The following is a 17419-nucleotide window of genomic DNA, read 5'->3' as shown; positions in this document are numbered from 1 at the left end:
TGCCGCGATTTTCGCTATCAGATATCCAGGAAGCGGACGTCTTTGGCGTTTCTCTGGATGAAGTTGCGGCGGGACTCTACGTCTTCGCCCATCAGCGTGGCGAAGATCTCGTCGGCTGCCGCGGCATCGTCGAGCGTCACCTGCTGCAGGGTGCGGGTCTCCGGATCCATGGTGGTCTCCCACAGTTCCTTGTAGTCCATCTCGCCGAGACCCTTGTAGCGCTGGATCGCGTTCTCCTTGGGAATCCGCTTGCCGGACGCTGCACCGTGCTCGAGCATCGCATCCCGCTCCCGATCGGTGTAGACGTACTCGTGCGGGGAGTTGCTCCACTTGATCTTGTACAGCGGCGGCTGCGCCAGGTACACGTAGCCGAGGTCGATGAGCGGACGCATGTACCGGAACACCAGGGTCAGCAGCAGTGTGGTGATGTGCTGCCCGTCGACATCGGCATCTGCCATCAGGATGATCTTGTGGTACCTGACCTTGTCCGGGTTGAAGTCTTCGCCGATTCCGGCGCCGAACGCGGTGATCATCGCCTGCACCTCGTTGTTGCCGAGGGCCCGGTCGAGCCTGGCCTTCTCCACGTTCAGGATCTTGCCGCGCAGCGGCAGGATGGCCTGGGTCTCCGGGTTCCGGCCCTGAACCGCTGAACCGCCGGCCGAGTCACCCTCGACGATGAAGATCTCGGAGCGGCTGGGGTCACTGCTCGAGCAGTCCCGCAGCTTCCCGGGCATTCCACCGGACTCGAGCAGGCCCTTCCGCCTGGTCTGCTCCCGCGCCTTCCGCGCCGCGAGCCGGGCGGCGGATGCCTGAATCGCCTTGCGAATGACGTCTCGCGCCTGCGTGGGGTTGCGATCGAACCAGTCGCCGAGCTGCTCACCGGTTATGCGCTGCACGAACGACTTTGCCTCGGTGTTGCCGAGCTTGGTCTTCGTCTGGCCCTCGAACTGCGGTTCGGCCAGCTTCACCGAGATGACAGCAGTCAGGCCTTCACGGATATCGTCACCGGTGAGGTTCTCCTCCTTCTCCTTGATGATCCCCTTCTCCCGGGCATACCGGTTGACCAGGCTGGTGAGGGCTGCGCGGAACCCCTCTTCGTGAGTTCCACCCTCGTGGGTGTTGATCGTATTGGCGTAGGTGTGCACGCTCTCCTGGTACGAGCTGGTCCACTGCATGGCCACTTCCACCGAAATCTTGCGGTCGGTATCTTCCAGGTCGAAGGAGATGATCTCCGGGTGCACGACCTCGAGCTTCTTGGCCGAGTTCAGGTATTCGACGTAGTCGACGAGCCCCTTCTCATAGAGGTAGGTGACGGCCACGTCTTCCTCGGCGCCATCGACGCGTCGTTCGTCGACCAGGGAGATGCTGAGGCCCTTGTTCAGGAACGCCATCTGCTGGAACCTGGCGCGCAGGGTCTCGTAGTCGAATTCCACCGTTTCGAAGGTGTCCGGGCTGGGCCAGAACGTGATGACGGTTCCCGTCTCGTTGGAGGTCTCCCCCTGCTCGAGCGGTGCTTGAGGCACACCATGCTTGTAGGTCTGCCGCCAGACGGATCCATTGCGGCGAACCTCGACGTCGAGTTCCTTCGATAGTGCGTTGACCACGGACACACCAACGCCGTGGAGCCCACCGGACACCGAGTACCCGCCGCCGCCGAACTTGCCACCGGCGTGCAGGATGGTCAGGACCACCTCGACGGTCGACTTGTTCTCCTGCTTGTTCAGGCCGACAGGGATACCTCGCCCGTTGTCGACCACCTGGATGCCGCCATCGCGTCGCATGGTGATGGTGATCGCGTCACAGTACCCGGCCAGTGCCTCATCGACGGAGTTGTCGACCACCTCGTAGACAAGGTGGTGGAGTCCGCGGGGCCCGGTCGAGCCGATGTACATTCCCGGCCGCTTGCGAACCGCGTCAAGACCCTCGAGAACCTGGATCTGATCCGCGCCGTATTCGCTGTCGTTGCGAGGCTTCTTGGTGGTGGCAGTTGAGGTGGAGGGAGCTTCCGGCAGGTTTTCGGGCGTGGGCGATGACATCTGAAATTAGGCTCCTGCCAGGTAGATCGATTGTGTCGTTCGCGGCCCGACTTCCATCCCGGGAAGCTGCCATGACGACGAATTCATTCTACCAAGAACCCGAGGCGATTCGGTGATATACGCCCGTCTGGGGACTTTGTTCGCAGCAGCCCACCTAATTTGCCTTGTCAGCCGTAGGTATCGCGCGGACCGCGGCCTGGAACCGATCTGGGGCCGCGTTTCCAGGAGGGGGCACCCGGTCCTTCGAAGCGCAGTGAGTCAATGCCGGCATCTGGGTACCGTGAAACGATCAGGTTCAGGATCTGCACCCGCATGAGGCGCAGCTGCGTCGCCCAGGCGGTGGAATCACAGCGAACGGCGAGCACCCCGTCGTCTATGCCGACCGGATGCGAGTGCTCCGCTGTCTCCTCGCCGACGATGCTCTCCCACGATGCGAGCAACTCCGACTTGGCCAGGGAGGAGTCCCACCCGAGCTTCGAAGTCAGTGCATCCATCACTTCGCCGATACCGCGCGGGTCTCGTCCTCCACCGAACGGGGTGGTTGAACTGGGGTCCTTGATCGCCCGCTTTCGCGCATCCGCCGACCGCGATATGCCGCCCCCGAAGACGCGCTTGAACCGCAGGTAGACGTTTCGGGCTTCGGATGCGCCTGCCTCCTCGCCGTCGCGGTTCACGACGCGGCCTCCACGATCGCGCCCTGCGCGATGTGCACGGTATGGGTGCGGAGGGCCTCCGGTACGTCGTCATAGACGGCGGCCGTGATCAGCACCTGTTCGAATCCGGAGATGGCGTCGGCCAGGCGCCCCCTCCTGGACTGGTCGAGTTCGGCGAACACATCGTCCAGGATCAGCACCGGATCACCGGACGCCGATTCGCGGCGCAGAACCTCGGCTGACGCCAGCTTCAGCGCGAGCGCGAACGACCAGGACTCTCCGTGGCTCGCGTACCCGCGCGCCGGCATCCCGTTCAAGTGCAGCACCAGGTCATCCCGGTGCGGCCCGACCAGGCTGATCCCTCGGTCCAGCTCATTGCGGCGAAGCCGCTCGAGTGAATTTCGGAATGCGACAGCGGCCTCATCAGCAGTGACAATGCCGGCACGGTCGCCATCCGCCACCTCGGCATCAAGCTCCGGATGATCGGACAGGATACTCAGCTGGTTGGTGAGAATCGCGTGGTGATCCTCACCCGCAATCCGCTCATACGCGACTGTCACCTCGGGCAGGAGCTCGGCAACCAGCCGAGTTCTCGCCTCGATGAGTTCGGAGCCGAGCGCGACCAGGCGGTCATCCCAAATCTCCAGCGTTGTCAGTTGGCCCTGCTTGATGCCAGCAGCGCGTGCCGACTTGAGGAGCGTATTGCGTTGCCTGAGTACCCGGTCGTAGTCAGCCATCACGCCGGAGAAGCGGGGAATGCGAAGGATGAGCAGCTCGTCGAGGAATCGGCGGCGGCCGGATGGCTCACCTCGAACCAGGGCAAGGTCTTCGGGCGCAAACAGGACACTCGAGAAGTAGCGGGGCAGCTCCCTCGTCTTGATGACGGATCGGTTCACCTGCGCCCGGTTCGCTCCGGTTCGATTCAGCTGCACCTCGACCAGCAACTGCCGGTCACCGTTTTCCAGCCGTGCCCGCACGATTGCGGCATCCTGTCCCTGGCGGATCATCGCGTGCTCCGTCGACACCCGATGAGAGCCGAGGGTGCTCAGGTACCCGAGCGCCTCGACCAGGTTCGTCTTCCCCTGACCGTTGCTCCCCACGAAAAGATTCGCGCCCGGCACGAGCGTGACATCCGCCGTCGAATAGTTCCGGAAGTCCGTGAGGTTCAGCTGGGTGACAATCAACTTCGGCTAATCGGCTTTCTTCACCGAGTGCCCGCCGAACTGCTGGCGCAACGCAGCAACAGCCTTCATGGCAGGTGAACCGTCTTCCTGGCGGGAAACGAAGCGGGCGAAGATGGATGCGCTGATCGTGGGCACCGGCACAGCATTGGCGATCGCCTCTTCGATCGTCCAGCGGCCCTCCCCGGAATCCTCCACGTAGCCGGCGATGTCATCCAGGTCCGGGTCATCCTCCAGCGCCCGCACCAGCAACTCGAGCAGCCATGACCGGACCACCGTTCCGCGTTGCCAGGCCTTGAACGTGCCGGTGACGTCCTTGATGATGTCCTCGCGCTTGTCGAGCAACTCGTAGCCTTCGGCATACGCCTGCATCAAGGCGTACTCGATGCCGTTGTGCACCATTTTCGCGTAGTGTCCGGCGCCGATTTCACCGGCGTGCACGAACCCCTCGTCCCGCGGACCTTCCGGACGCAGGGCGTCGAATATCGGCATCGCCCGCTCAACCTGGTCTGGCTTTCCACCGACCATCAAGCCGTAGCCGTTCTTGGCGCCCCAGACTCCGCCGGAGACACCGGCGTCGATGTACTCGATCCCCTTCGGTTCCAGGGCGGCAGCATGTTTGGCATCCTCGGTGAAACGGGAGTTTCCTCCGTCGATGATGAGGTCGCCTTCTTCCAGCAAGGAACCCAACTCGGTGATCACCGCGGTGGTGACTTCGCCGGCCGGAACCATCACCCAGACAATGCGCGGTGCGGTGATGACCTGCACCATTTCGGCCAGGCTGCCGGCATCCGTCACCTCAGGGTTGCGGTCGAAACCGGTGACCTCAATGCCATGGCCGCGAAGCCGATCGCGCATGTTGCCGCCCATTTTGCCGAGCCCGACGAGTCCGATGTGCATGGCAATCTCCTTGTCTCCCCGCATCACCCGCAGCATTCGTCTTGGTCAGCCGGCAGCTGCAATCAACCTGCCGCCGTGCTGATGGTCAGCGCAGGAGCAGGTTGGGCTGCAGGAGGTACTTGTAATTGTCCGCGCCCGGCTGATCCTTCGACGATTGGCTGGTGATCAAGACCGGGCCCGGCTTGTTGGGGTTTTCCGTCTTGGTGAACGAGATACGCACGAACTCCGAATGCACGGCTCCCAGTCCATCCAGCAGGAACTGCGGCTTAAGCGACACGACAGTGTCCGCACCGTTCAGATGGGCATCGATGCTTTCGGATGCCTGTGCCTGCTCCGACCCGATGGCCTCCAGCGTCACGCCATCAACCGTGAAGGTGAACCGGAGTGCCGCTTCGCGCTCGAGTACCAGGGAGACTCGACGAACCGACTCAATCAACTCTGCGGTGTTGATCACGGCGTAATTGTCGACGTTCTCGGGGAACAGCCGGCGCACCGGAGGGAAGTTCCCCTTGATGAGCAGCGAGGTGACCATCTTGCGGTCTGCGCGGAAGGCGATGATCTCGCGATCATCCGTGTTCGTGATTGCAACGGAGATTGTTCCGCTGTGGCCGAAGGTCTTTCCCACTTCCTGGAGGGTGCGGGCTGGAACCAGCGCGGTTACCGCTTCCTGTGTTGCGGTGTCACCCGAATCCCATTCGATCTCGCGAACCGCGACCCGATACCGATCCGTCGCCACCATCGTGAGTGTGTTCTCGGCGACCTCGAGCTGAACGCCGGTGATGACCGGGGTCACATCGTCCCTGGATGCTGCGACGGCTACTTGCGAGACCGCATTGGCGAACGACTCGGCCGGCAGCAGCCCAGACTGCTCCGGAATCTGCGGCAGGGTCGGGTACTCCTCGACCGGCATGCTCAGCAGGGTGAAGTTTGCCGAACCGCAGATGACCGAAATCTTGTTGTCCTGAACCGAGAACTGCACTGGGGCGGCCGGAAGCCTGCTGGCGATATCGGCCAACAATCGTCCAGAAACCAGGATGCGACCGGGCTCCTCGACGTTGGCATCGATCTCGGTTTGCGCCGAAACCTCGTAGTCGTATGACGACAACGTCAATCCGGTCTCGGTAGTTTCGATCAACACACCACTGAGGATGGGCAAGGTTGTTCGCTGGGGCAGAAGTTTCACGGCAAAGGAGACGGCCTCGCTGAAAACGTCGCGATTCACCTGAAACTTCATGGAGTATCCCTTCGAAAGCCGAACGTGGTCCGGGATGTTAATACTGGCATAGCCCTCCGTCGCCCGTCGCCTAAGGGTTATCTGATCGATTTCAATAGTTAATTAACTTCTAAAAGCATTAACCGCTGTGTGGAATGTGGATAACCCGGTGGAGCTCAATGACTCGAAGGGAACTACAACCGTGTGAGATGTGAGTGTGTTGTGGGCGAGTTACGCAATCTCTGGTTTAGTTCGAGGCTGCGCGGAACCGGATTCCACAACGGCGGCTGAATAGTGCACATTCGTTCCGGCGTGTTCCCACCAGTTATCCACAGGCTATGCACACCTTGTGGAGTGAAACCACTCAGTGGTAATACAACTTGTCACGCGTTGTTGTAGCGGTGGTTCTGCTTGATGCGGCTGGTCAGCTCAGTGACCTGGTTGTAGATCGACCGGCGCTCTTTCATGAGCTCGGTGATCTTCTTGTTCGCATACATGACGGTGGTGTGATCGCGGTTGCCAAACAACTGCCCGATCTTCGGCAGTGACAGATTGGTCAATTCACGGCACAGGTACATGGCGATCTGCCTGGCGGTAGCGACCGCCTGTGACCGCGACGAGCCGTAGAGATCCTCGACAGTGAGCTTGAAGTAGGCGGCTGTGTGGTTGATGATGTCGACCGGCGCGATCACATTGTCTTCGTCGAGGGTGATCAGGTCCTTCAACACGGTCTGGACCAGCCCGAGGTCGACTGGAGTGCGATTGAGGCTGGCGAACGCGGTGACCCGAATCAGGGTTCCCTCCAGCTCGCGAATGTTGGAGGAGACCTTGGACGCCATGAACTCGAGGATGTCGTCGGGAACCTGGAGCTTTTCGCTCTGCGCCTTCTTGCGCAGGATGGCGATGCGCGTCTCGAGATCTGGTGCCTGAACATCCGTGATCAGCCCCCACTCGAAGCGGGAACGCATCCGGTCTTCGAATCCAGTGAGGTGTTTTGGGGGCAGGTCGCTGGTGATGACCACCTGCTTGTTGTGATCGTGGAGCGTATTGAAGGTGTGAAAGAACGCTTCCTGCGTGCTGTCCTTGCCCTGGAGGAACTGGATGTCGTCGATCAGAAGGATGTCGATGTCACGGTAACGGGACTGGAAGACCGAAGCCCGGTTATTCGCGATCGAGTTGATGAAGTCGTTGGTGAATTCTTCCGAGCTGACATAGCGGACTCGGATTCCGGGATAGAGGCTGACCGCATAATGACCGATGGCGTGGAGGAGGTGGGTTTTGCCGAGCCCGGAGTCGCCGTAGATGAACAAGGGGTTGTAGGCCTTGGCCGGTGCTTCCGCGACGGCGACCGCCGCGGCATGGGCGAAACGGTTGGATCCGCCGATGACGAAGTTGTCGAAGTTGTATTTCGGGTTGAGGCGAGAATCGCTGCGGCCGCTCGAGTCTGTTGCAGGTGGCGGTACCTGCTCGATGTACGGCTGCTCCGCCGGCTCCGCGGGCTGGTCCAGCGACACGTGCTGAATCTCGGGATTGACGACGATGGCGAAGTTGGCGACATCGTTGTCGTCACCCAGGGCACCGATGGCGTTCAGGAGGGGGAGGCGGATGCGCTGTTCGAGCATCCCGCGAGTGAGGTCGTTCGGCACTTCGAGGTACAGCGTTCCCGCCATGACACCGCGCGGCTCGACCAGGCTGAGGAATCCCTGCAGTTGTGGCGTGATCCGGTCATCCTGGTGCAAAGTGCTCAGAATGGATGTCCAGATCTCCTGGGTGGGATCTGCAAGGTCGGTCATATTTCCCTCGAAGTCGGTTGGGTTATACACAGGGTTATCCACCGGGTGTGCAGTGACACCACCTTAGTTTGTGACGGCGGGTCGGTGGCAATCAAGCACGATTGCGTGTGGATAATGTGAGGTTTGGCCCGTGGAGTTTGACCGCCGGGGTTTAACCCCGTACTTTTAATCAGTTGACTTCGGCCGTATTGGCCACTTTCTACTTTCTCGGTCGTGCTTGACCGAGGGTACATTCCCACCCGTGCTGCTCGAATCGCGAGCGGCACATTGACTGTCGCGGAGATAGAACCATGAGCAAGAGAACCTTCCAGCCCAACAACCGTCGTCGTGCGAAGGTTCACGGCTTCCGTCTGCGCATGCGCACCCGTGCCGGCCGCGCCATCCTGGCGCACCGCCGCTCCAAGGGACGCACCAAGCTCTCCGCGTAGTCTTCCGAGACCGTCAACGGTGTTGGCCAGGGCCAATCGGCTCGTCACAGCCGATGACTACCGCAACACTGTTCGGCGCGGCCGGCGTTCAAGAACGGGGAATACCGTCGTTTACCTTGTCCAGCGCGGTAGCGCCGGAGGGCCTCGATTCGGTTTCATCGTTTCCAAAGCGGTGGGCAACGCTGTGACACGCAACCTTATTAGAAGAAGACTCAAGTCTGCGTGCCGGTCGCTGGTGCGACTGGATGCTGACGTTGATGTGGTTGTGCGGGCTCTCCCCAGCGCTCGCCACATAGCGTGGACCGAGCTTGAGAACGAAGTGACAACCGCCGTTCGGAAGGGTATGGGCCGATGAACCGAGTCGCACTCTTCATCTGGCTGCTGCCTCGAAACGCCTGCGTAGTGATCCTCCGCGTGTACCGTGCCGTGATCTCCCCGCTATACGGTGACGTCTGCCGGTACTATCCGTCCTGCTCGGCGTACGCGCTCGGGGCCATCCAGCAGCACGGCGTGGTCAAGGGGGTGTGGCTGGGAAGCCGCAGGATCGCCCGTTGCCACCCATGGGCCGCTGGTGGAGTCGATGACGTTCCTGAAGCCTCCGCTCGCCGTTATAACGTTTCGCCATTCGGTTTCGTCTACTCCCCCGCTACATCCGGCGGGATGCTCCACAACCACACCCATCAGCACACCGCAACGCGGGAGCTCGTCCAGCAAGAACGAAAGGGCTGACCCAGACGCATGGATTTCATCGGAATAATCCTCTGGCCCATCAAGTGGGCCATTGAAGCGATCCTGGTCGCATTTCACACCGTCTTCACGGCTATCGGAATGGACCCCCATGATGGCCTGACCTGGGTGCTCTCCATCGTGGGACTCGTGCTGGTGGTGCGCGCTGCTTTGATCCCCATCTTCGTGAAGCAGATCAAGAGCCAGCGCCGGATGCTGGAGGTCGCCCCCCAGCTGAAGAAGATCCAGGACAAGTACAAGGGCAAGAAGGATCAGTTCTCCCGCGAGGCGATGTCCCGCGAGACGATGGAGCTGTACAAGAAGACCGGGACCAACCCGCTCAGTTCCTGCCTCCCCCTGTTGCTTCAGATGCCGATCTTCTTCGGGCTGTTCTCGGTGCTGCAACACGCGCAGAACCAGGCGGCAGCGGATCCGTCAGGTGTCGGCCTGCTCAACGCGGAGCTGTCGGCGTCGTTCGGCAGCTCTGACCTGTGGGGTGCTCCGCTGCACCTCGCGATCAGCACCGCCGACGGCAACGTGACGGTGATCGTCATGGCATCCATCATGGTGTTGCTGATGACAGGCTCGCAGTTCATCACGCAGTTACAGATCATGTCGAAGAACCAGACGCCTGAGATGCAGAACAGCCCGATGTACAAGCAGCAGCGGATGCTCTTGTACCTACTCCCCCTCGTGTTCCTGTTCTCCGGCTTCACCTTCCCGCTCGGCGTGATGTTCTACTGGCTGGTTTCCAACCTCTGGACGATGGTTCAGCAGTTCCTGGTGATCCGGAACATGCCGACGCCCGGCTCTGAGGCTGCGCTCGCTCGGGAGGCTCGCCTCGCCAAGAAGCGCCAGCGCCTGGGAATCACGATTGTTGAAGAAGGCCAGCCCGAGCCGGAGCTCCCCAAAACCACTCAGCGGCAACAGCCGGTGAACCCGAAGAACCGCAAGAAGAAGAAGAAGAAGTAGGTACCCGATGAGCATCGAAACCGAAGGCAACGCCATGACGGATTCCCCTGAGTCACAGGCGCCGGATGAGACGGCCCAGGAGTCGGCAAGCGAGGCTACCCAGCGCGAGCACGACGGGAGCCAACTCGAAGAAGAGGGCGACATCGCGGCGGACTACATCGAGGAACTTCTCGATATCACCGACCTCGATGGCGACATTGACATCGATGCCCGGGACGGACGCGCCTACATCTCCGTGAACTCAAGCGAGGACAGTAACCTGCGGTTGCTCTCCAAGCCGGACACGGTCAACGCTCTCCAGGAGCTGACCCGGATTGCTGTTCAAGCAAAGACGGGCAACTTCTCTCGCCTGATACTCGACGTCGGCGGATCGCGGGAGGCCCGTCAGGCAGAACTGACGCTACTCGTTGAGCGTGCCATCGAGAAGCTCGAAGGCGGTGCCACTTCGGCAGCGCTCCCCCCGATGTCTTCCTATGAGCGCAAGCTGGTCCACGACATCGTCGCGGCACACGGCTTCGTGTCGGAGTCAGAGGGCGAAGCCCGCGACCGCCACACGGTGATCACCCGCGCGTAATGTTTCACGTGAAACCCTGACCCGCTCGCTGAGCCAGGAGATCGCCGGTTTGTCGAAACCCAGCCGACGCCACACACACCTAGGGCAGCCATCAAAACCCGCTGCCTGAGCTTGTCGAAGGGTCGGCCGCCCGAGGTGGGGTTTCGCTTCCCAGCGCACCGCCGACCGATGCTGGCGCATTGTTCGGAACCGGCGGCGTGGGGCCAGGCTCAACCAGCGGACGTTCGCCCCGAAGTCGGGGTTCTCGCCCGAGCAGATCCCTGAGCTTGTCGCAGGGAGCTCGGCCTGGAGGGGAGTCATCTCCAGACTCCTTAGACTTGTCCGGTTGGGTATCCGGCCGCATTACTCAGGAAGGTTTCACGTGAAACATGACGATCTAGAGCCAGAGCCGGCGGCTGCCCAATTGCTCTTCGGTGACCGGATCGAGCTCGCGCGTTCCTATGCTGACGAGCTCGCGTCGCGGGGGGAGGAGCTGGGACTCATTGGACCACTGGAGCTCCCCCGCTTATGGACACGGCACATCCTCAACTCGGCACTTCTCGCGCCGTTGATCAAGCCTGGGAGGGTTGGCGACGTCGGAAGTGGGGCCGGACTCCCCGGGGTCGTCCTTGCGATCGCCCGACCGGATGCTCAGTTCGTGCTGATCGAACCCATGGAGCGGAGAGTTGACTGGCTTCTCAGCGAGTCGCAGCGCCTCGGCCTGAACAACGTCGAGGTCGTCCGGGCTCGCGCGGAAGATGTCACGCTGAGTCCCTGGCTGGATCAGGTAACAGCCCGCGCGGTGAGTGCGCTTTCGAAGCTCATTCCCCTGACGGCTCGGTTGGTGCGCTCGGAGGGCGAGCTCCTGCTGCTCAAGGGTGCGAATGTTGATGCTGAGGTATCGGCGGCCGGAAAGGCGATCCGCAAGGCACGCCTCACAAAGGTCGAGGTGCTGACCCTCGGTGAAGGGGTAGTGCCCGAGGTCACCCGGGTGTTTCGGGCTACAGTTGACTAGATGGCCCGCACTCCCCCAATTAGGCAACCTGCGCGGCACAACTTCCTTTCGGCGCCCTATCCACCCACAATCTGTCTCCCTTCAGGGAGAGAACTAACCGTATGAACGGGCCCATGAATCCAGACCCCATTACCGAGAGGTTTCACGTGAAACATCCCGACGAGAAGGCTGACGCCGCAATCCCGGCGAGTGGGTCCTATCAAGACACTCCCCTGGCCCGCGAGATCTCTGAGCTCACGCGACGGAGGCAGGCGCTGTCGGCAGCCGTGCTCCCGCTTCCGGACCGTACCCGCATCTTCACTGTGGCGAATCAGAAGGGCGGGGTGGGAAAGACGACCACCACGGTCAACCTGGCTGCCGCACTCGCCCGCAGCGGTGCTCGCGTTCTGGTGATCGACCTCGACCCCCAGGGCAACGCATCGACAGCCCTCGGCATCGATCACCGTTCCGACACGATCAGTGTGTATGACGTGATCGTGAATGATGAGCCGATCAGCGGGGTGGTTCAAAAGAGCCCCGAATTCGACCAGCTGTACTGCGTACCGGCGACCATCCACCTGGCTGGGGCGGAGATCGAACTGGTTTCGCTGGTGGCCCGCGAACAACGCTTGCGCTCGGCGCTGGACAGCTTCCTCGCTGAGACCGAGGACATGTTCCACTACGTCTTCATTGACTGCCCGCCATCGCTCGGATTGCTCACCATCAACGCTTTTGTGGCAGCACGCGAGGTGCTGATTCCGATCCAATGCGAGTACTACGCGCTGGAAGGCCTCAGTCAACTCCTCAACAACATCAAGCTCATCGAGAGGCACCTGAATCCCGAGCTGGCCGTCTCCACGATTCTGTTGACGATGTACGATTCCCGCACGAACCTCGCGAATCAGGTCGCCCAGGACGTTCGGGACCACTTCCCCGAACAAGTGCTCGCCACACCGATCCCTCGTTCGGTCAGGATCTCCGAAGCTCCGAGTTTCGGACAGAGTGTGATCAGCTACGATTCAAACTCATCGGGCTCGCTCTCATATCTTGAGGCGGCTGCGGAAATTGCACGACGGGGAGCCCCCTCGACAACAGGAAAGAACTGATGGCAGCAAAGCGGACCGGACTCGGGCGTGGCATTGGCGCACTCATCCCCACAGATATCGGCTCCCCGGAGCGCCCAGTCGATGTGTTCTTCCCACACACCAGGACGGCCACGGTCGAAGAACCCACCGGGCTGACTGCCGTCCCCGGGGCCAGGCTGGCCAATCTCGACCCGAATGACATCGCCCCGAACGCCGTGCAACCCCGGGCTGTCTTCGTGCAGGAGGACCTCGACGAGCTGATCCACTCCATTCGCGAGGTCGGAGTGCTGCAACCCATCGTTGTACGCCCCATCGAAGGCGCTGTCGACGGCGAAGCCCACTACGAATTGGTGATGGGCGAGCGGCGGCTGCGTGCCACCAAGCACCTCGGCCTCGACAGTATCCCGGCGGTGGTGAAGAACACCGCAGATGAGTCGATGCTGCGCGACGCGCTGCTGGAGAACCTCCACCGAGCGAACCTGAACCCGCTCGAAGAGGCCTCGGCGTACCAGCAACTACTGGCGGACTTCGGCATCACGCAGGATGTGCTCGCCACACGCATCGGTCGGTCTCGGCCGCAAATCACCAATACTCTGCGCCTACTCCGCCTTCCGGAGGGAGTGCAACGCCGCGTGGCTGCCGGCGTGCTCAGCGCAGGGCACGCGCGAGCCATCCTCTCCGCGGGTGACGCGGCGACGATGGAACGACTGGCAGACAAGATCGTCAACGAAGACCTTTCCGTGCGCGCTGCCGAGGCGGCGGCCGGGCTCGTGAGCACGAAGCCAGCGAAACCGGCGAAGCCCAGCGCGGGTAAGCGCCAGGGCCAGCTGAATGAGATTGCGGAGCGGCTGGGTGACCGGCTGAACACCCGGGTCAAGGTCAACCTGGGTGCCAGCAAGGGCACCATCACGATCGACTTCGCCAGTGTCGCTGACCTGAACCGCATCCTCGCGGAACTCAACGAGCCGGGATTCTCTTAGGCTCTTGTGGGTTGAGTAGTCGCGAAGCGACTGTATCGAAACCAAATTTCGATACGCGCGGTGAGCGCGCTACTCAAACCCACAAGTTCGAGAAAACCGCTGATCAGAGCGGCTTTCAGTCGTTGAAGGCGGTCTGGCACAGGGCAAGGTAGACCCAGCCGACATCGTGACCGGCCACCTCCAGCGCCTGCGGAAAGAGCGATGTCTCCGTCAGCCCGGGCATCACGCTGGCCTCCAGGAACCAGGGAACCCCGGCCGCGTCGAGAACGAAATCGATGCGGGACAGGTGGCGGAGGCCCAGGGTCTGGTGCGCGGTGACCGCGGCATCCGCGGCGGCGGCGGCCGAGGCATCCGAAATCCTGGCCGGAGTGTAAAAGCGGGTTTCCCCTGCGTTGTACCGCGCCTCGAACGAGTAAACCCCTGATCGGGGCTCGATCTCGACCGGCGGCAAAGCGACCGGCCCATCGCCGTTGTCAATGATGCAGACCGAGATCTCCGTGCCGACGATCCTGCGCTCGATCAGGGCGACATCCCAATAGCGGTAGGCGTTCACCATGGCGGCGGAGAGCTCCTCCCCCGCGTTCCCGATCAGGCTCACGCCCTGAGCCGAACCACCCTGGGCAGGTTTGACCACCAGCGGGCCTACCAGGTTGCTGCTGATCTGCCTGAGAACGTTCGCGGCCCCGAGATCACGGAAGGTGTCACGGGACAGGGATAGCGACTCCGGCGTCGACAGACCGGCCCGGGCGACGAGCGACTTGGCTGTCGGCTTGTCCCAGGCGAGCCTGGCGGAGGCTCCGCGGGCGCCAATGTAGTGGACCCCCATGACGTCAAGGAGTCCCCGCAGGGATCCGTCCTCGCCGCTGGCGCCATGCAGGGCGGGCCAGACGACATCCGGCCTTTCCTCCTCGAGATAGCTGAAGAGCGCAGCATCGGGGTCACGCAACTCGACGTCGACGCCCTGGCTGGTCAGGCTGTCGGCTATGAGCCGCCCGGAGCGAAGCGAAATATCGCGTTCGTGCGAGATGCCGCCGGCGAGAACGACGACTTTGTTCAGCGAATTCTGGTTCATCGGCTGGATCATTCCCTCCGTGGCGGGCCGGATGCCCGGATCGGCGCCAATCAGTTCGTGTTGGGCGGCGGACCGGCGATGTGGGTGTCGTCGTGCAGGATGCGCACAGGGCCGGTCTCGGCGAAGGTGTCGAGCAGCTCCAGCTCTTCACGCACCACCGAGGCAAGCCGGCGGATACCCAGCCTGATCGCATCCGGCGTCGGATAGCAGAACGACAATCGGATCTGCTCGTGCCCGCCGCCGTCCGCGAAGAACGCGGTTCCCGGGGTGTACGCAACCAGTTCCTTCACCGCACGCGGCAGCATGTCCTTGGAATCCAGCCCGGGCTGCAGGGTCAGCCAAACATAGAATCCACCGTGAGGAACCGTCCACGTGCATTCGGGCAGGTTCTCCTGCAGTGCCGTCAGCATGGCATCGCGGCGTTCCCGGTACACACTGCGGAAAGTGTTGATCTGGCCCTTCCAGTCGGCACCGCGCAGGTACTCGGTGATCGCATATTGGCTGAAGGCGCTGGGTGAAAGGATCGCCGACTCGTTGGCGAGGATCAGCTTCTCGCGGATGGCGTGCGGCGCGAGCGCCCAGCCCATCCGGAACCCAGGAGCGAGGGTTTTCGAGAACGTGCCGAGGTAGATGACGCCGTCGGTGTCGATCGACCGCATGGCCTGGGGGCCTGGCTGGTCGAAATAGAGTAGCCCGTAGGGGTTGTCCTCGAGCACCAATATGCCGTTTGACCGGCATATTTCGAGAATCTCCACCCTTCGGTCCCAACTGAGCGTGACGCCGGCAGGATTGTGGAAGCTGGGGATCGTGTACAGGAACTTGATGGTCTTGCCGGCCGCCTTGATGGTGGCGATGGCTTCACGGAGTGCCTGAGGTATCAGACCGTCAGCATCCATGGCCACGTGCGAAATCTCGGCCTGGTAGGAGCGGAACACCCCAATCGCGCCCACGTAGCTCGGGGCTTCGGCCAGCACGACGTCGCCCGGATTGATGAAGAGCTTGGTGACCAGGTCGAGCGCCTGCTGGGACCCGGTCGTCACCACAACGTCGTCCACGCGGCCGCGGATGCCCTCGAGCGCCATCACCTCGAGAATGTGCTCCCGAAGGGCGGGTGTCCCCTGGCCCGAACCGTATTGGAGGGCCTGGGCGCCGTGGTCTCGCATCACGCGTTGCATGGCCGAGGTGACAAGGTCGGTCGGCAGGGCGGAGACGAACGGCATTCCACCGGCCAACGACACGACCTCAGGCCGCGAAGCCACCGCGAACAGGGCACGGACTTCGGATGCGCTCAGGCCGGAGGCCCGATCCGCATAGTGGTCATACCAGGGATCGAAAGTCGTGCTCGTACCGTGCGTGGTCATGTTCAGTTCCGTTCGCCGGCCCAGCCGGTGTCATGAAGTTCCAAGAATAGACGACGAAGGCCCGCGCAATGGATTGCGCGGGCCTTCGTTACGACGTGACTCAGGCCAGGAACGCGGCGAGGTCGGCTTCAAGGGCGGGCTTCGGCTTGGCGCCGATGACGGTCTTGACGACCTCTCCCCCGCGGTACACCTTCATCGCCGGAATCGACGTGATCTGGTACTTGGCAGCGGTCTGCGGGTTGTCGTCGACGTTGAGCTTGACGACCGTGATCTTGTCGGAGTGCTCGGATGCGATCTGGTCGAGGATCGGCGAAACGGCGCGACACGGGCCGCACCACTCTGCCCAGAAGTCGACCAGGATCGTCTTATCGGACTTCAGTACCTCGTCCTCGAACGTGGCGTCGGTTACATCGAGCGCTGTTGACATAATGCTGTATCTCTTTCCTTGGTCGGTCCCCGTCAGGCGGGAACGGTCACTACTGGCTTGGGGATTTCTGCGAGGTAATGCTCGGCATCGAGCGCGGCAACGGTGCCGGATCCGGCTGCCGTGACAGCCTGGCGGTAGGTCGGGTCCACGACATCGCCGGCGGCGAAGACACCGGGGACCGAGGTGCGGGAACTGCGACCCTGGACCGCGATGGTGCCTTCCGGAGCGAGCTCCAGCTGGCCGTGAATCAGGTGGGTTCTGGGGTCGGCGCCGATCGCGATGAACAGGCCGCTGACATCCACTGTCGTCTCGCTGCCGTCAAGCGTGTCGATGAGGCCGACGCCGGTGACCTGGCCCTCACCGTAGATGTGCCGGACGGTCTTGTGGAACAGGAACTCGATCTTCGGGTTGGCGAAGGCGCGATCCTGCATGGCCTTGGATGCGCGCAGTTCGTCGCTGCGGTGGATCACGTAGACCTTGTCGGCGAACTTGGTGAGGAAGGTGGCCTCTTCCATCGCTGAGTCGCCGCCGCCGACAACGGCAATCGTCTTCTGGCGGAAGAAGAAACCATCGCAGGTGGCACACCACGAGACCCCGTAGCCGCTCAGGCGCTCCTCGTCCTCGAGGCCGAGCTTGCGGTAGGCGGAGCCGGTCGCGTAAATGACGGTGAGCGCTTCGTGCACGTCACCGTTTCCCAGTGTCACCTTCTTGATCTCACCGGTCAGCTCAAGGTCTGTGACGTCATCCATCACGATCTCGGTGCCGAACCGCTCCGCCTGCTTGCGGAAGTTCTCCATCAGGTCTGGCCCCTGGATGCCCTCGGGGAAGCCGGGGTAGTTCTCGACGTCCGTCGTCTTCATCAGCTCACCGCCGGCCTCGACGGAACTGGCGATCAACAGGGGTTCAAGGCCGCCGCGAGCGGCGTAGATAGCTGCCGTGTAGCCGGCGGGCCCGGAGCCGATGATGATGACTTGGCGCAAAGCGTCTCTCCTCTGGATGGCCGGGGGCAGCGTCGAAGGCTGCTGTTGCCGGGTACAACCAATAC

General features: G+C 62.2%; 18 protein-coding genes. 8 read left to right on the top strand and 10 right to left on the bottom strand.

Features of this window, described 5'->3' with window-relative positions; genetic code table 11:
* Window positions 1-17: 17 nt before the first annotated feature.
* The 6 genes from gyrB to dnaA all read right to left on the bottom strand — a co-directional run bounded on the left by gyrB (window position 18) and on the right by dnaA (window position 7776).
* Complete coding sequence (gene gyrB / locus ACX3PH_RS03525) at window positions 18-2036, bottom strand: DNA topoisomerase (ATP-hydrolyzing) subunit B (protein WP_459089435.1); 2019 nt, start codon at window positions 2034-2036, stop codon at window positions 18-20.
* A gap of 167 nt (window positions 2037-2203) precedes the next feature.
* A complete protein-coding gene (locus ACX3PH_RS03520) occupies window positions 2204-2710 on the bottom strand; it encodes a DUF721 domain-containing protein (protein ID WP_459089433.1) in 507 nt (168 codons plus the stop codon).
* A complete protein-coding gene (recF, locus tag ACX3PH_RS03515) occupies window positions 2707-3873 on the bottom strand; it encodes a DNA replication/repair protein RecF (protein WP_459089431.1) in 1167 nt (388 codons plus the stop codon). The genes ACX3PH_RS03520 and recF overlap by 4 nt, the downstream gene beginning before the upstream one ends.
* Before the next feature lie 6 nt (window positions 3874-3879).
* Window positions 3880-4770 (bottom strand): phosphogluconate dehydrogenase (NAD(+)-dependent, decarboxylating), encoded by an 891-nt coding sequence (gnd, locus tag ACX3PH_RS03510; RefSeq protein ID WP_459089429.1) that lies wholly within the window; start codon window positions 4768-4770, stop codon window positions 3880-3882.
* A gap of 85 nt (window positions 4771-4855) precedes the next feature.
* Window positions 4856-6004, bottom strand: coding sequence for a DNA polymerase III subunit beta (dnaN, locus tag ACX3PH_RS03505; protein WP_459089427.1), 1149 nt, complete (start codon window positions 6002-6004; stop codon window positions 4856-4858).
* A 362-nt stretch (window positions 6005-6366) separates the two neighbouring features.
* Window positions 6367-7776 carry a chromosomal replication initiator protein DnaA gene (gene dnaA / locus ACX3PH_RS03500; protein WP_459089425.1) on the bottom strand — a complete coding sequence of 470 codons (1410 nt, stop codon included), beginning with the start codon at window positions 7774-7776 and terminating at the stop codon, window positions 6367-6369.
* 290 nt (window positions 7777-8066) lie between these two features.
* Between dnaA and rpmH the strand changes: the two genes are divergently transcribed.
* The 8 genes from rpmH to ACX3PH_RS03460 all read left to right on the top strand — a co-directional run bounded on the left by rpmH (window position 8067) and on the right by ACX3PH_RS03460 (window position 13514).
* On the top strand, window positions 8067-8204 hold the full coding sequence (rpmH, locus tag ACX3PH_RS03495; RefSeq protein ID WP_459089423.1) for a 50S ribosomal protein L34: 138 nt from the start codon (window positions 8067-8069) through the stop codon (window positions 8202-8204).
* On the top strand, window positions 8143-8559 hold the full coding sequence (rnpA, locus tag ACX3PH_RS03490; RefSeq protein ID WP_459089421.1) for a ribonuclease P protein component: 417 nt from the start codon (window positions 8143-8145) through the stop codon (window positions 8557-8559). The genes rpmH and rnpA overlap by 62 nt, the downstream gene beginning before the upstream one ends.
* A complete protein-coding gene (gene yidD, locus ACX3PH_RS03485) occupies window positions 8556-8933 on the top strand; it encodes a membrane protein insertion efficiency factor YidD (RefSeq protein ID WP_459089419.1) in 378 nt (125 codons plus the stop codon). The genes rnpA and yidD overlap by 4 nt, the downstream gene beginning before the upstream one ends.
* A 9-nt stretch (window positions 8934-8942) precedes the next feature.
* Window positions 8943-9902 carry a membrane protein insertase YidC gene (gene yidC / locus ACX3PH_RS03480; protein WP_459089417.1) on the top strand — a complete coding sequence of 320 codons (960 nt, stop codon included), beginning with the start codon at window positions 8943-8945 and terminating at the stop codon, window positions 9900-9902.
* Between the two features lie 7 nt (window positions 9903-9909).
* Complete coding sequence (locus ACX3PH_RS03475) at window positions 9910-10476, top strand: Jag family protein (protein WP_459089415.1); 567 nt, start codon at window positions 9910-9912, stop codon at window positions 10474-10476.
* Between the two features lie 361 nt (window positions 10477-10837).
* On the top strand, window positions 10838-11470 hold the full coding sequence (gene rsmG, locus ACX3PH_RS03470) for a 16S rRNA (guanine(527)-N(7))-methyltransferase RsmG (RefSeq protein WP_459089413.1): 633 nt from the start codon (window positions 10838-10840) through the stop codon (window positions 11468-11470).
* A 113-nt stretch (window positions 11471-11583) separates the two neighbouring features.
* Window positions 11584-12555, top strand: coding sequence for a ParA family protein (locus ACX3PH_RS03465; protein ID WP_459089411.1), 972 nt, complete (start codon window positions 11584-11586; stop codon window positions 12553-12555).
* Window positions 12555-13514 carry a ParB/RepB/Spo0J family partition protein gene (locus tag ACX3PH_RS03460; protein WP_459089409.1) on the top strand — a complete coding sequence of 320 codons (960 nt, stop codon included), beginning with the start codon at window positions 12555-12557 and terminating at the stop codon, window positions 13512-13514. The genes ACX3PH_RS03465 and ACX3PH_RS03460 overlap by 1 nt, the downstream gene beginning before the upstream one ends.
* Window positions 13515-13629: 115 nt before the next feature.
* On the opposite strand, the gene ACX3PH_RS03455 is transcribed toward ACX3PH_RS03460, so the two are convergent.
* From ACX3PH_RS03455 to trxB, 4 genes are all read right to left on the bottom strand, one after another.
* A complete protein-coding gene (locus ACX3PH_RS03455; RefSeq protein WP_459089407.1) occupies window positions 13630-14586 on the bottom strand; it encodes a D-alanine--D-alanine ligase family protein in 957 nt (318 codons plus the stop codon).
* 50 nt (window positions 14587-14636) lie between these two features.
* Entirely contained in the window at window positions 14637-15947 is a 1311-nt protein-coding gene (locus ACX3PH_RS03450) for an aminotransferase-like domain-containing protein (RefSeq protein WP_459089405.1), read from the bottom strand.
* A 100-nt stretch (window positions 15948-16047) separates the two neighbouring features.
* Window positions 16048-16374 (bottom strand): thioredoxin, encoded by a 327-nt coding sequence (trxA, locus tag ACX3PH_RS03445; protein ID WP_459089403.1) that lies wholly within the window; start codon window positions 16372-16374, stop codon window positions 16048-16050.
* Between the two features lie 32 nt (window positions 16375-16406).
* Entirely contained in the window at window positions 16407-17354 is a 948-nt protein-coding gene (gene trxB / locus ACX3PH_RS03440) for a thioredoxin-disulfide reductase (RefSeq protein WP_459089401.1), read from the bottom strand.
* Window positions 17355-17419 lie beyond the last annotated feature (65 nt).

Source organism: Homoserinimonas sp. A520, assembly GCF_054489245.1.
Note: the sequence above shows the minus strand (reverse complement) of the source record. Positions and strands in the feature narration are given on the sequence as shown.